This window comes from Nocardia sp. N2S4-5 (genome assembly GCF_044628355.1).
Classification (GTDB): domain Bacteria; phylum Actinomycetota; class Actinomycetes; order Mycobacteriales; family Mycobacteriaceae; genus Nocardia; species Nocardia wallacei_B.
Window position 1 is genome coordinate 6,823,156 of record NZ_JBIUPM010000001.1, and the last position, 12,735, is coordinate 6,835,890.

A 12,735-nucleotide genomic window follows, 5' to 3' on the forward strand; every position below is an offset into this window, starting at 1 on the left:
CCGCAAGATCGAGGTGACGGCCGGAATCCGCATCATCCAGGTGGATGCGGTGGGGGTCCAGCCGTGACAGTGTGGCGTCTCGCATCGTCGCCGGGGCGTGGGAGGATGGGGCCGTGCGTTTGTATCGGGACCATGCGGTGGTGCTGCGCCAGCACAAGCTGGGCGAGGCGGATCGTATTGTCACGTTGCTCACGCGGCAGCATGGGCTGGTGCGGGCGGTGGCCAAGGGGGTGCGGCGGACGCGGTCGAAGTTCGGGGCTCGGCTGGAGCCGTTCGCCTATGTCGACATTCAGCTGTATCCGGGGCGCAACCTCGACACCGTTACCCAGGTGCATACCGTGGAGGCGTTCGCGTCGGGCATCGTCGCGGATTACGGCCGCTACACGACCGCGTGCGCGGTGCTCGAGACCGCCGAGCGGCTGGCCGGTGAGGAGCGTGCCCCGGCCCCGCGGCTGCATACCCTGACCGCCGGCGCCCTGCGCGCGATCGCCGCGCACCAGCGGCCGCACGAGCTGATCCTGGACGCATTCCTGTTGCGCGCCATGGGTTTCGCGGGCTGGGCCCCGGCGCTGGACGAATGTGCCCGCTGTGCCACCCCGGGCCCGCACCGGGCCTTCCACGTGGCGGCGGGGGGAGCGGTGTGCGTGCACTGCCGGCCGCCGGGCTCGGCGACTCCGTCCGTCGGTGTGCTGGATCTGATGCATGCCCTCTATCGCGGCGAATGGTCGGGCGTCGACGCCGTTCCCGAACCGGTCCGCCGCCAGGCCAGCGGACTGACCGCCGCCCACCTGCAATGGCACCTGGAGCGCCAGTTGCGCACCCTGCCCCTCATCGAGCGCTCTCGCCCGCACGGGGTGGAGGAGGAGAGTCGCGTCGGCTGAGGCGTCCGCGTTCACTCAGCACGAGCGTGACCGCGGCGGGTACGTAGAACAGCGACATGAAAAGCAGGGAGCTCGAGCCGCCGGTATCGCTCTCCAGCGCCGCCTTGCCGAGATATCCGTCGACCATGCCGAGTGCGGCCAAAATCGCTGCGGCCCAAAGAGTTCCGGTCCGTGCGTATTTTTCCGGCAGGACGAAGGCGATCGCGGGCAGTAGCACCACGAGGCCGGATTCGGTGACGTACTCGAGCCATTGCTCGGGCAGCGGTGGCGACGGCAGGTAGGCCACCCCGATTACCGTCCCGTCGCCGGGGACCGGCGCGATGTCGCTGTACGTCAGATCCGGAAAGCGGGTGGCGAGCGTCTGCGGAAGTACGACCAGGAGGAGAGTCCACACCCGCCAGAAGGTGACCGAGGGCCGCCACAGTCCGAACCGTGTCATCGCGCCGCCGTCCCCTCGGTCGGCTCCGTGACCGCTTTCTCGTAGGCGAGCAGGGTGTCGATCACCGTCTGCCGCTGGGCGGGGGTCAATGGGGCGAGGGCGGTGCGCCAGGCGTCGGCGCCGCGGGCGAGCCAGTCCCGGATGGCCGGCAATCTCGCCTCGGCGATGCTGACGATCTTGCGGCGGCGGTCGGCGTCGTCCTCGGTGCGCTCGAGCACGCCCTCCCGGGACAGGTCGCTGACCATCAGGCTGACCGTGGTCGGCGCGACCGCCAGGCGGGCGGCGAGTTCGTTCACCGTCATCGGTCCGTCGAACAGCAGGTACGACAGCATCGACAGGTGGCGGGGCGCCAGCGAGCGCAGCTCCGCGGGCGGTTGGGTGCGCTTGGCCCGGCCGACCAGTCGGGGCATGAGCAGCAGCATCGCCCGGATCGCGTCGTCGGTATCCGGTCCCGCGTCACTCGCCGTTGACATCCATCCCACCTCCATCTACCTTTGCGGTCAAAGGTAAATAGCTTTGACTGCAAAGGTATATGCGCTTCGCTCGTGCCCGCGGCACGGCTCAACTGTAGGAGGGCGCCATGGCACATCGGGAATTCGACACCGACGAGGTCGCGGAATGGATCCGCGGCGCGGCCCAGCCGTTCGACGGCCCGGCGTCCGATGCGCCGCTGCCCTGCAACGACCGGATCGGCGACGCGGTCGTCGTCGGCCTGGGCATGGCAACTCGCGCCGCACACGAGATCTCGGTGCTCGCGCATCGGATCTTGCGAGAACTGGTGGAGCGGCAGGGTTTTCGAGCGCTGGCACTGCTGGACGATGAGACGGTCGTCGCCGCACTCGACGATTTCGTCCGGGGCGGAAACGGAGATCCGGCAGCGCTCCTGCGCACTGCCTGGGTGCCGTGGCGCACCGCCGAAACCCTTGCGGTCCTGGACTGGGCGCGCACGTTCAATCGCGCCCACCCGGACGATCCCCTGCGATTGTTCGGCCTGACGTCCGAGGCCGCCAAGCCGTCGCGCTATGCGCTGGTATCGGACTTCGTCGCGCACGCGGCCCCGGAGCGCCTCGGCGAACTGCGCGCGCACTACGACCCGATCATCACCGCCCACCGGCTGGGAGAGCACATTCAGCGGGCCGACGGTACGCACCCCGGACGCCCCTTCGCCGAACATGCCCGGGACGCACTGGCATTGGTGGAATCGCTGCCCGGCTCGACCGCCGTGCCGGACGCGGCGCGGCTGATCCTGCGATACCACGAGTCGAGTCTCGCGGCCGGTGGTCGTGACCTCGCCGCGGAGGCGGTGGCCGCGGCGGACCGCATCGCCGCCTGGCACGACGCCACGGGACAGCGGATCGTGTACTGGGAAGGCCTGTCGAATACCGTTGTCGCCGAGCGCCTCACGGTGTCGGCGCTGGCGCAGGAGTTCCCGACCACCGGATACCTGCTGCGCAAGCGCTTCGGAGCCGACTACCTCTCCGTGGGGCTCACCTTCCACGAGGGCCACCTGCGCGCGCATCTCACGGTGCCCGCCCCGGCGAGCGAGTTCGCCGATGCCGTACTCGATATCCCCGAACGCGACGGCTACCTGCTCGATCTCCGCACGCCGCAACCGGATTCGGTCCGGCAGTGGCTGCATCGGCCCGCGCGGCTGCGCCTGATCGTCGGAACCTACCGCCCCGACCGCGACGCCGATCACCACATCTCCGGCGCGGGGCTCGGCGACTGGTTCGATCTGCTGTTCCGCGTGCGTACCGTGACCCCGACCCAGCCCCTCGACCCGCCCCGTTCGGCTCGCTAGCACCTCGTCTGCGCGTGCGAGATATCCGGCTCGGTCAGGTCGTCCGCCGATACCGGATGTCGCGGACGTAGGTGATCTCCGGCTTACCCTCGCCGGGGCTACGGCCCTCGATATCGAACAATGTTGTGGCAGTGAACAAGTCGCCGAGCTTACGGAAACCGTAGGTGCGCGGGTCGAAGTCGGGACGCTGCTTGTTGATGATCGAGCCGACACCCGACAGCATCGCCCAGCCCGAATCGTCGGAGGCCGCGTCGACGGCATTGCGCAGCAGATTCATCAGTTTGGCGTCGCCCTTGAGCTGATTGGCGCCCGTGCGTTGCGGCTTGGTCGGCGCCTCTTCGGCTGTGTCGGTGAGGTTTTCGGTGTAGATGAACTTGTCGCAGGCGGCGACGAACGGCTGCGGCGTCTTGCGCTGGCCGAAACCGTAGACGGTGAGCCCGGATTCGCGAATGCGGCTGGCGAGCCTGGTGAAATCGCTGTCGCTGGAGACGATGACGAAGCCGTCGAGCTTGCCGGTGTAGAGCAGATCCATCGCGTCGATGATCATCGCCGAGTCGGTGGCGTTCTTGCCGGTGGTGTATCCGAACTGCTGGATCGGCTGGATCGACTGCTCCAGCAACCGGTCCTTCCAGCCCTTCAGGTTGGTGCTCGTCCAGTCGCCGTAGGCCCGCTTCACATGGGCGGTGCCATATTTGGCGACCTCCGCCAGCAGGCCGTCCGCGATCGCCGGCTGTGCGTTGTCGGCATCGATCAGCACCGCTAGCCTGGTCGTGCTTTCGCTGGTCACGGCGATACCCTTCGTCGTTCGGCGGCGGTCGACCCCACCGTATCGCGATGTCGCGGCCGGGGGCGGTTGCGCGGATGGCGGGTCAGTGGAGCAGTTCGCGGGCGAGCGTGTCCGCCCACCAGCGCTCGATCCGGTCGGGGGACCAGCCGCGTTCGCCGGTCAGGGTGTTGTAGACGTCGATGTTGCACAGCGCCGCGAAGATGTCGACGGCCGCGGGGATGTCGAGGTCCGGGCGCAGCGTTGCGGCGGGCCACGAGGAGAACACCTCGACGCGGGTGGCGTCGGCCAGCCGCCGCGCCTGCCGGTAGACCTCCGCGAGCTCGGGTTCGGTGCGGCCCGCCTCGCGGATCAAACCGATGAGGTCTCCCGATCGTTCGAACAATCTCCGGTCGTAACCGGCCATCGCGGCGAGCTGCTCGCGGGGATCCGCCGAACCCTCCAGGCCGGCGAGCATCCGCGACATGTCGGCGGATAGGTCCGCCGCCTCGACGAGTGCCCAGACCAAGCCGGACTTGTTGGTATAGGCCGCATAGACGGTCGGCGCCGAGACCCCGGCCTCGCGCGCCACGTCCCGCACCGTGGTCGCCGCCCAGCCCTGGCGCACGAACAGCAGGCGCGCGGCCTCGGCGATATCGGCGCGGGTCCGGTGCGCTTGCTCCTGGCGGCGCAGCGAGTCGTAGCGCCGTCGTTCCGGCTGGGTCATTGCCCTCCCGTTCTCGTATGCCTATATTCAATATAAGTAGTGTAAATCCAATATCGGGCGGGTTGCCTTGCCTGGTGAAAGGGGTGCCCGCATGAGTTTCGCCGATCTGGCGGCCCTGGGCGGTCTCGGGTTCGTGCTCTCGGGGGTTGTCATCAACATCATCTATGTGCGCGGGCGGCTGCCCATGCCGATGGCGGGCCAGAGCCTCGATGCGGTGGTGGAATCGTTCGCGACCGTCGGCAACGCCTTGAAACTGCCGTCGGTGCTCGTGCCGACGCTGTGGTTGTGCACGACCGTTTTCGCCGCCGGGCTGGTCGACCGGCTGTGGGATGCCGGCTCGGCGGCGCGGGCCTGGGCGCTGGTGGGGTTCGCCGGTGTGCTCATGCAGAACGTCGCCTTCGCGTGCGTGGAAGCGCTGCGCTTCGCCATGGCCGCGGCGGCGCGGCACGACCGCGGGTCCACGGTCGCACTGTGGGGACTGAGCAATGTGCTGTTCGGCTACAACCAGATGTTCCTCGCGGTCGCGCTGCTGGGTTTCTCGGCCGCCGGGTCCACCGCGGGATTCATCCCGGACTGGCACGCCTGGCTCGGATACGCCGGTGCCGCACTGCTGTTCGTCGCGGCGTCGGCCAGTCCGTACAACGTCGAGGGCACCCACCGGATCGCGCTCGCGGGCCTGGTCGGCTGGCTCGGGTGGATCGGCTGGATCGTCGTCTACAGCGTGACCTTGCTGCGGGGATGACCGCAGACGCGGGGATCCGCGGACCGGGCCGCGGCCGCGTGATGCAGGATGGAACCCGTGATCGGTAACCGCACCCCAACCGCCGCGTCGCCCGCCCGCACGATTCGCCCGCCCACGCCGCACCCGTCGGGCGCGACGGCGCCCAACCTGCCGCTGGAATTCGTGCCCCGGCATGTGGCGCTGGTGATGGACGGCAACGGGCGCTGGGCGCAGGAGCAGGGGTTGCCCCGCACCGCCGGGCACGAGCGCGGCGAGGCGGTACTGATGGACACCGTCGAGGGGTGCATCGAGATCGGCGTGAAATGGCTGTCGGCCTATGCCTTTTCGACCGAGAACTGGCGTCGCAGCCCCGACGAGGTCCGCTTCCTGATGGGCTTCAACCGCGACGTGATCCGCCGCCGCCGCGACGAGATGCACGAGATGGGGGTGCGGGTGCGCTGGGCCGGACGCCGACCACGATTGTGGCGCAGCGTGATCAAGGAGCTGGAGGTCGCCGAGGAACTCACCAAGGACAACACGGTGATGACCCTCACCATGTGCGTCAACTACGGTGGGCGCGCCGAGATCGCCGATGCCGCAAGGGAAATCGGCCGCCGGGTGGCCGCCGGTGAGCTCGACCCGGAGAAGATCAACGAGTCGACCTTCGCGCAGTACCTGGACGAGCCGGACATGCCCGATGTGGACCTGTTCCTGCGGCCCTCGGGCGAACTGCGCAGCTCGAACTTCCTGATCTGGCAGTCGGCATACGCGGAGTTCGTGTACCAGCACACGCTGTTCCCCGACTTCGACCGCCGCAACCTGTGGGAGGCCTGCGTGGAGTACGCCAAACGGGACCGGCGCTTCGGCGGCGTGAAGTGACCAGCGAGACGGCCGCGGCCCAGGAACTGCAGGTCCGCGCGGGCGCCTGCCTGACGGGCTTCGACATCGACGTCCGCGTCGAGGACGGCGGGCTCGGCTTCGAATACGACGGCGCGCTGTGCTCGCTGCGCGGGGTGAACCTGGCGCCCGGACTGGATGTGCTGACCCTCACCTGCCTGCTGGCCTGGGACCGCCCGCTGAAGGCGCAGCTGCACAAGCGCGTCGCCGACCGCAACGGCGCACTGCAATTCGGCTCGCTCACGGTGAAGGTGCGCGACAAGCTCGCCGACGTGATGCTGCGCTACACCTTCCCGGCCGCCGGGCTCGGTGACGACGCGCTGTCGACCATGCTGCTGCTCGTGCTGGCCGGGGCGGGGGAGGCCCGGAAAGGGCTGGTGCCCTGAGGGTTTCGCGCTAGCCCGCGGTCGGGGCGTGCCGATAGCCGGGCAACAGCGTGTCGAGGCCGCGACTCATCTCGTCCGGTGTGACATCGCCGAGCACCAGATGCTGGAGGATGAAGCCGGGCATGATGCCCAGCAGTACCTTGGCCACGGCGTCGGTGTCGGCATCGGGCGGTAGCCAGCCGATCACGCGCATCCGGTCGGCGTAGTCCCGCCAACGGTCGCGCAGCGCGCCCATCGCCGTCCGCACGTAGTGTGCGGCCGCCTCGTCGGTGAGCGCGAGCGCCCAGGCCTGCGGGGCCAGGCGGACGCGACCGGTGCGCTCGCCGAGTTGGACGAGCTCCGTGGTCAGCGCGCCGACCAGGCCGCCGGGGGTCGGCAGCGGATCGCGATTGATGATGTCGTCCAGGATGCCGCGCAGCAGCTGTGTGGCGTCGGCGGCCAGGGCGGCGATCAGGTCGTCCTTGCTCTTGAAGTACCGGTAGACGGCGCCCGCGGACAGGCCCGACTCGGTGAACACATCCTGCATCGAGGTGGAGTGGAAGCCCTTGTTCGCGAAACACGTCTGTGCCGCGTCGAGGATCTGCTGGCGACGGCGTTCGAGGTGTTCCTCGCTGACACGGGGCATGGTTCCAAAATAAAACGAATATCCGTTCTTGACAAGCTCGATCCCCGATGCGACGGTGGGGACACAAAAGAGAACGACCCTCCGATTTTCTTGGGAGCACGTCATGAATGCCACGTCGCGCGCCGTCGCGGTGGGCCTCGCCGCCGCCCTGGTGCAAGCTGTCATGCTCATCGCCTTCGCCTGGCCGGCCGCGAATATCAAGCCGCGCGAGCTTCCGGTCGCGGTGTCCGGCCCGGCGGCGAGCATGGTCGCCGGCAAGCTGGCCGAGCGCGATCGCGACGCCTTCGACATCACCACCGTGGCCGACGAGGCGGCCGCCCGCACGGCCATCGAGCAGCGCGATGCCTACGGCGCCGTGGTGACCGACGGCGGACCGCCGCGGGTGCTGGTCGCCTCGGCCGCGAGTCCCGCTGTGGCGCAACAACTCACGGCCATCGCGCAGCAGATGTCCGGCGCTCCGGCCGCCGCGGTGCAGGATGTGGTGCCCGCCGACCCGGACGATCCGCGCGGCACCGGCTTCGGCGCGATGGTGCTGCCGCTGGTGATGGCCGGTATCGCGGGCGGGGTGCTGCTCAGCCTGCTGGTGCCGACGGCCGCGGCGCGGTCGGTCGGCGTGCTGGCGTTCGGGATCGCCGGGGGACTGCTCAGCATGGTGGTGGTGCAGACCTGGATGCAGCTGGTGCCCGGCTCCTACCTCACGCTGGCGGCGATCGCCGGGCTGGTGTCCTTCGCCGTGGCGGGAGCGGTGACCGGGCTGGCGACGTTGATCGGGCGCGCCGGAATCGGTCTCGGCGCGCTGCTCATGCTGCTGGTCGGCAACCCGTTCTCGGCCGCGACCTCCGCCCCCGAACTGCTGCCGCAGCCGTGGGGCGCGGTCGGCCAGCTACTGCCGCCGGGCGCCGCCGCCACCCTGATCCGCTCGGTCGCCTTCTTCGACGGCCACGGCGCCGCCGCTCCGCTGATCGTGCTGCTCTGCTGGGCCGCCGCCGCGGTGCTCATGCTGGGCGCGGGCGCACTCCTGCCCCGCCGCTCCCCAGCCGCGGAGCCGGTGCCCGCCTGATCGATAGTCGAGCGCGCCCCGGCTGAATCGGCCGGGGCGCGGTTGTGCGCGGCGCACGGTATCCCGCGCGCTGTGTGGGAGTGACTGCGCGGCGGTGGGTCAGGCGGGGGCGGGGTGGCTTTCTCGGACGACGGCGCAGTGGCGGCAGGTGCCGAAAACTTCCATGGTGTGGCTGATTTCGGTGAAACCGTGCTGGCCGGCGATGGACTCGGCCCAGGCCTCGACGGTCGGGCCCTCCACCTCCACCGTGCGGCCGCAGTGCCGGCACACCAGGTGGTGATGGTGTCCCTTGGAGCACTGGCGGTAGACCGACTCGCCGGTGTCGGTGCGCAGCACGTCCACCTTGCCGGCCTCGGCCAGGGATTGCAGCGTGCGGTAGACGGTGGTCAGGCCGATGCCCTCACCGCGGCGGCGCAGCTCGTCGTGTAGTTCCTGGGCGGAACGGAACTCTTCGATGTCGCCCAGCAGCGCCGCGATGGCGCTGCGCTGGCGAGTGCTGCGAACTCCGACGGTCTTGTCCTTTGTGCCCGTGTTGTCCGGCACGAATCACCCTTCCTCGGCATGTGCGACGGCATCGACGACGATACGTGCCAGGTGATCATCGACGAGTTCGTAGATCACCTCGCGCCCGGTGCGTTCCCCACGCACCACGCCCGCCGACTTCAGGATGCGCAGGTGCTGGCTCACCAGCGGCTGCGTCACGCCCAGGGTATCGACGAGTTCGTGGACGCAGCGCGGCGACTCGCGCAGCTGCAGCACGATCGCGATGCGCACCGGTGCGGCCAGCGCACGCAGCAGCTCACCCGCGTTGTCCAGGATGCCTCGCGGTGGCACCGCCGGAGCGGAGGGAGCCCGATACGGATATGGGTCGTGGGGGATGGGGGTGGGCGCCTCCACGGCGACGCGGCTACGCCGTGCGGGGGCACCACTGTCGGCGGTCATCGAACCAACTCCTTATTGGAAACCGATGCCATTATTGGTATGCAAAGGTGCGCATGTCAATCCGACACTCTGTGCGCGAGTCGAGTGATCGCGGGCACGGTGCCCGTGATGTGCGGATACTGCTTCGACCGCGCCGGGGTCGTGCCGATACTCTGGACCGAATCGCTTACCACACTCATCCAGAGGGAGAAGCTCCAGTCGTGGCACCCAAGTCGAAGGTCGACACCGTCGCCAACCTCGCCAAGCGCCGGGGTCTCGTCTTCCCCAGTGGCGAGATCTACGGAGGCACCAGGTCGGCGTGGGACTACGGCCCGCTGGGTGTGGAGCTGAAGGAGAACATCAAGCGGCAGTGGTGGCGGTCCATGGTGACCAGTCGCGACGACGTGGTCGGCCTGGACTCCTCGATCATTCTGCCGCGTCAGGTGTGGGTGGCCTCGGGTCACGTCTCGGTGTTCAACGACCCGCTGGTCGAATGCCTCAACTGCCACCGCCGGCACCGGCAGGACCACCTGCAGGAGGCGTTCGCGGAGAAGAACGACATCGCCGATCCGGACACCGTGCCGATGAGCGGCATCGCCTGCCCCGACTGCGGCACCGTCGGCCAGTGGACCGAGCCGCGCGACTTCAACATGATGCTCAAGACCTACCTCGGCCCGATCGAATCCGAGGAGGGCCTGCACTACCTGCGCCCGGAGACCGCGCAGGGCATCTTCGTGAACTTCGCCAACGTGATGACGACCGCGCGCAAGAAGCCGCCGTTCGGCATCGCGCAGATCGGCAAGAGCTTCCGCAACGAGATCACCCCCGGCAACTTCATCTTCCGCACTCGCGAGTTCGAGCAGATGGAGATGGAGTTCTTCGTCAAGCCGGGTGACGACGAGCAGTGGCACCAGTACTGGATCGACACCCGCCTGGCCTGGTACACCGACCTCGGTATCGACCCGGAGAACCTGCGGCTCTACGAACACCCGAAGGAAAAGCTCTCGCACTACTCGACCCGCACGGTCGACATCGAGTACCGCTTCCACTTCCAGGGCAGCGAATGGGGCGAGCTGGAGGGCGTGGCCAACCGCACCGACTTCGACCTGAAGACGCATTCGGAGCATTCGGGCCAGGAGCTGAACTACTTCGACCAGGCCACCGGCGAGCGCTATACCCCGTACGTCATCGAGCCGGCGGCCGGTCTGACCCGCTCGCTGATGGCGTTCCTGATCGACGCCTACACCGAGGACGAAGCGCCGAATGCCAAGGGCGTCATGGAGAAGCGCACCGTGCTGCGGCTGGACCGCCGCCTGTCCCCGGTGAAGGCGGCCGTGCTCCCCCTGTCCCGCAACGCCGACCTGTCGCCGAAGGCGCGCGATCTCGCCGCGCGGCTGCGCAAGAACTGGAACGTGCAGTTCGACGACGCGCAGGCGATCGGCAAGCGCTACCGCCGCCAGGACGAGATCGGCACCCCGTTCTGCATCACCGTCGACTTCGACACCCTGGAGGACCAGGCGGTGACCGTGCGCGAGCGCGACTCGATGGCGCAGGAGCGAATCGCGCTGGACCAGGTCGAGGGTTACCTGGCACAGCGGCTGATCGGGGCGTAGGCGGCGTCCGCGCACCGAAATCGCCCGCATGAAAGCCGTTTTCGATGCCGTGGGCGTGCGGGGTTGGCTACACGCCCGGTGCCTCGGATGCGGTGGTGAAATCGGTTGCGGCGCAGACGAACCCGTGGTGCTGTCGTCGGTGGTGAAGGTGCCGCTGGTACTCGAGCTGGCGCGGCAGTTCGGCGCGGGGCAGCTCGATCCGGCCGACCGGGTGCGGTCGACGGCGGCTTATCGCCTGGGCGGTCCGGGCACGTCGGGGTGCCGCGACGATGTCGAGTTCAGTCTGCGCGATGCCGCATACCTGGCACTGTCGGTCAGCGACAACTCCGCCGCGGACCTGCTGTTCGACCGCGTGGGGCTGGACAATGTCCGATCCCTGGTGCGAGAACTGGGGCTCGAGCGCACCCGGATCGTCGGCTCGCTGCGTGACCTGCTCGCCTCGATGGCCGAGGATATGGGCGCCGCCGACGCCGCGGAGTTCGCGCGCCGCTACCCCGCGCTGTCCGACGCCGAGGTGTTCGCGCTGCGCATCCTCGATCCCGCCCGCACCTCGGCGAGCACACCGCGCGAGATGACCCGGCTGCTGGAGTCGATCGCGCACGACCGCGCCGGATCGCCGCAGGCCTGCGCCTGGGTACGGGAATTGATGGGCCTACAGCTCAACCAGCATCGGCTCGGTTCCGCGTTCGCGTCGGGCGTACGGGTGTGGAGCAAGACGGGAACGCTGCCGAGCGTGCGCAACGAGATCGGCGTCGTCGAGTATCCCGGCGGATTGCGCTGCGCCGTCGCGGTTTTCACGCGCGCGGACGTGCTGGACACGCGAATGCCGCACGTGGACAGGGCGATCGGGGAGGCGGCGCGCGCGGCGATCGAAACCATCGATCATCGCCGCCCGATCAGTACGTGCCAGGGCAGTGCCTCGTCCTGAGCCGGGGCCGGCATCGAAACCCCGTCCGTGCGAAGCACTCCGATGATCAGATCGGCGAGCCGCCGGACCGCCGGATGCGGGGCGTCGGACGGCCAGGCCAGTGACATCCGCCGCCGCAGCACGCCGCCCGTGATCGGCCGCCAGACCACCCGCGGCTCCTTCCGCGCCACCATGCCCTGGTCGAACGCCACGCCCTGACCCGAAAGAACCAGTCCCAGCACGAATTCCGGGTTCTGCGCGTGCACCACCGCGGTCGGGCGGAAGCCGTGTTCCGCGCAGGCGTGCAGGGTGGCGTCGTAGGCACCCGGCGCGGCCGCCCGCGGAAACAGCACCAGGCCGTGCCCGGCGAGCTCGGCCGGTGCCAGTTCCGCCCGCGCCGCCAGCGGCGAATCGCGCGGCAGCACCACGCCGAGCGGGGTGTCGACCGCCGGGCCGAGTTCGAGGCCGGTGACGTCGGCGGGATGCTGCAGCAGGCCCGCGTCGAGTTGCCGATCGGCGAGCAGGCGCACTTGTTCGGCGGTGGTCAGCTCCTGCAGGTCCAGGCTCGGTTCGGGACATTCGCGCTCGAACTCCGTGCGGATCGCGGCCAGCACGCGGCCCGCCAGATCCGGCGGCACGCCCACCCGCAGCGCGTCCATCTCGCCCCGATGCGCCTTGCCGACAAGGGCTTTCGTGCGATCCCAGCGGGCCAGCAGCGCGCGCGACTCGGCCAGCAGGATCCGCCCGGCCGGGGTGAGTTCGACGCTGCGACTGGTCCGGTCGAACAGCCGCGCGGCGAGGTCCTGTTCCAGTTCCCGGATGCGCTGGCTCAGCGACGGCTGCGCTATTCCGAGGCGATCGGCGGCCCGGCCGAAATGCAGTTCCTCGGCGACGGCGACGAAGTATCGGAGCTTGCGCAGCGGGTCCACGCTGCGACGATAGTGGACGCGCTATGGGTCGGCGCGACGATCGGTCTTGGACGTATGTCTCATCC

Annotated in this window: 16 protein-coding genes; 8 read left to right on the forward strand and 8 right to left on the reverse strand. The window is 69.2% G+C overall.

From position 1 onward, the window contains the following. The first annotated feature begins 113 nt into the window (after positions 1 to 113). Complete coding sequence (gene recO, locus ACFMRZ_RS31580) at positions 114 to 881, forward strand: DNA repair protein RecO (RefSeq protein ID WP_280270258.1); 768 nt, start codon at positions 114 to 116, stop codon at positions 879 to 881. On the opposite strand, the gene ACFMRZ_RS31585 is transcribed toward recO, so the two are convergent. Further along, positions 829 to 1,320 carry a hypothetical protein gene (locus ACFMRZ_RS31585; RefSeq protein WP_280270257.1) on the reverse strand — a complete coding sequence of 164 codons (492 nt, stop codon included), beginning with the start codon at positions 1,318 to 1,320 and terminating at the stop codon, positions 829 to 831. The two genes, recO and ACFMRZ_RS31585, sit on opposite strands and share 53 nt — an antisense overlap. Beyond that, a complete protein-coding gene (locus tag ACFMRZ_RS31590) occupies positions 1,317 to 1,793 on the reverse strand; it encodes a MarR family winged helix-turn-helix transcriptional regulator (protein ID WP_280270256.1) in 477 nt (158 codons plus the stop codon). The genes ACFMRZ_RS31585 and ACFMRZ_RS31590 overlap by 4 nt, the downstream gene beginning before the upstream one ends. Positions 1,794 to 1,900: 107 nt before the next feature. Between ACFMRZ_RS31590 and ACFMRZ_RS31595 the strand changes: the two genes are divergently transcribed. Further along, a complete protein-coding gene (locus ACFMRZ_RS31595) occupies positions 1,901 to 3,121 on the forward strand; it encodes an erythromycin esterase family protein (RefSeq protein WP_400181881.1) in 1,221 nt (406 codons plus the stop codon). A 34-nt stretch (positions 3,122 to 3,155) separates the two neighbouring features. On the opposite strand, the gene ACFMRZ_RS31600 is transcribed toward ACFMRZ_RS31595, so the two are convergent. Together ACFMRZ_RS31600 and ACFMRZ_RS31605 are read right to left on the reverse strand one after the other, a co-directional pair. Next, a complete protein-coding gene (locus tag ACFMRZ_RS31600; RefSeq protein WP_400181882.1) occupies positions 3,156 to 3,908 on the reverse strand; it encodes an NYN domain-containing protein in 753 nt (250 codons plus the stop codon). Positions 3,909 to 3,990: 82 nt separating this feature from the next. Next, positions 3,991 to 4,611 (reverse strand): TetR/AcrR family transcriptional regulator, encoded by a 621-nt coding sequence (locus ACFMRZ_RS31605; protein WP_280361180.1) that lies wholly within the window; start codon positions 4,609 to 4,611, stop codon positions 3,991 to 3,993. A 91-nt stretch (positions 4,612 to 4,702) separates the two neighbouring features. Here ACFMRZ_RS31605 and ACFMRZ_RS31610 point away from each other — a divergent pair, with 91 nt between their 5' ends. From ACFMRZ_RS31610 to ACFMRZ_RS31620, 3 genes are read left to right on the forward strand one after another with little or no spacing between them, the layout of a single operon-like run. Beyond that, positions 4,703 to 5,353, forward strand: coding sequence for a hypothetical protein (locus ACFMRZ_RS31610; protein ID WP_280270252.1), 651 nt, complete (start codon positions 4,703 to 4,705; stop codon positions 5,351 to 5,353). 48 nt (positions 5,354 to 5,401) lie between these two features. Next, on the forward strand, positions 5,402 to 6,211 hold the full coding sequence (locus ACFMRZ_RS31615) for an isoprenyl transferase (RefSeq protein WP_280361178.1): 810 nt from the start codon (positions 5,402 to 5,404) through the stop codon (positions 6,209 to 6,211). Further along, on the forward strand, positions 6,208 to 6,615 hold the full coding sequence (locus tag ACFMRZ_RS31620) for a hypothetical protein (protein ID WP_400181884.1): 408 nt from the start codon (positions 6,208 to 6,210) through the stop codon (positions 6,613 to 6,615). The genes ACFMRZ_RS31615 and ACFMRZ_RS31620 overlap by 4 nt, the downstream gene beginning before the upstream one ends. A gap of 10 nt (positions 6,616 to 6,625) precedes the next feature. Here the strand turns inward: ACFMRZ_RS31620 and ACFMRZ_RS31625 are convergent, their stop codons facing one another. Continuing rightward, positions 6,626 to 7,240: a TetR/AcrR family transcriptional regulator gene (locus tag ACFMRZ_RS31625; protein ID WP_400181885.1), complete on the reverse strand. Its 615-nt coding sequence runs from the start codon at positions 7,238 to 7,240 to the stop codon at positions 6,626 to 6,628. 103 nt (positions 7,241 to 7,343) lie between these two features. On the opposite strand from ACFMRZ_RS31625, the gene ACFMRZ_RS31630 reads away from it, so the two are divergent. Further along, positions 7,344 to 8,300 carry a hypothetical protein gene (locus ACFMRZ_RS31630; protein ID WP_400181886.1) on the forward strand — a complete coding sequence of 319 codons (957 nt, stop codon included), beginning with the start codon at positions 7,344 to 7,346 and terminating at the stop codon, positions 8,298 to 8,300. Positions 8,301 to 8,399: 99 nt separating this feature from the next. On the opposite strand, the gene ACFMRZ_RS31635 is transcribed toward ACFMRZ_RS31630, so the two are convergent. Together ACFMRZ_RS31635 and ACFMRZ_RS31640 are read right to left on the reverse strand one after the other, a co-directional pair. Then, positions 8,400 to 8,843 carry a Fur family transcriptional regulator gene (locus tag ACFMRZ_RS31635; RefSeq protein WP_400181887.1) on the reverse strand — a complete coding sequence of 148 codons (444 nt, stop codon included), beginning with the start codon at positions 8,841 to 8,843 and terminating at the stop codon, positions 8,400 to 8,402. 3 nt (positions 8,844 to 8,846) lie between these two features. After that, a complete protein-coding gene (locus ACFMRZ_RS31640) occupies positions 8,847 to 9,242 on the reverse strand; it encodes a helix-turn-helix transcriptional regulator (protein ID WP_228823488.1) in 396 nt (131 codons plus the stop codon). A 200-nt stretch (positions 9,243 to 9,442) separates the two neighbouring features. On the opposite strand from ACFMRZ_RS31640, the gene ACFMRZ_RS31645 reads away from it, so the two are divergent. Beyond that, on the forward strand, positions 9,443 to 10,834 hold the full coding sequence (locus tag ACFMRZ_RS31645) for a glycine--tRNA ligase (protein ID WP_280270214.1): 1,392 nt from the start codon (positions 9,443 to 9,445) through the stop codon (positions 10,832 to 10,834). Between the two features lie 28 nt (positions 10,835 to 10,862). After that, the gene (locus ACFMRZ_RS31650; protein ID WP_400181888.1) at positions 10,863 to 11,762 is read left to right on the forward strand and encodes a serine hydrolase; all 900 of its coding nucleotides are present in this window, start codon (positions 10,863 to 10,865) and stop codon (positions 11,760 to 11,762) included. Here ACFMRZ_RS31650 and ACFMRZ_RS31655 read toward each other — a convergent pair. Then, on the reverse strand, positions 11,717 to 12,670 hold the full coding sequence (locus tag ACFMRZ_RS31655; protein WP_400181889.1) for a LysR family transcriptional regulator: 954 nt from the start codon (positions 12,668 to 12,670) through the stop codon (positions 11,717 to 11,719). The two genes, ACFMRZ_RS31650 and ACFMRZ_RS31655, sit on opposite strands and share 46 nt — an antisense overlap. Between the last annotated feature and the right edge of the window lie 65 nt (positions 12,671 to 12,735).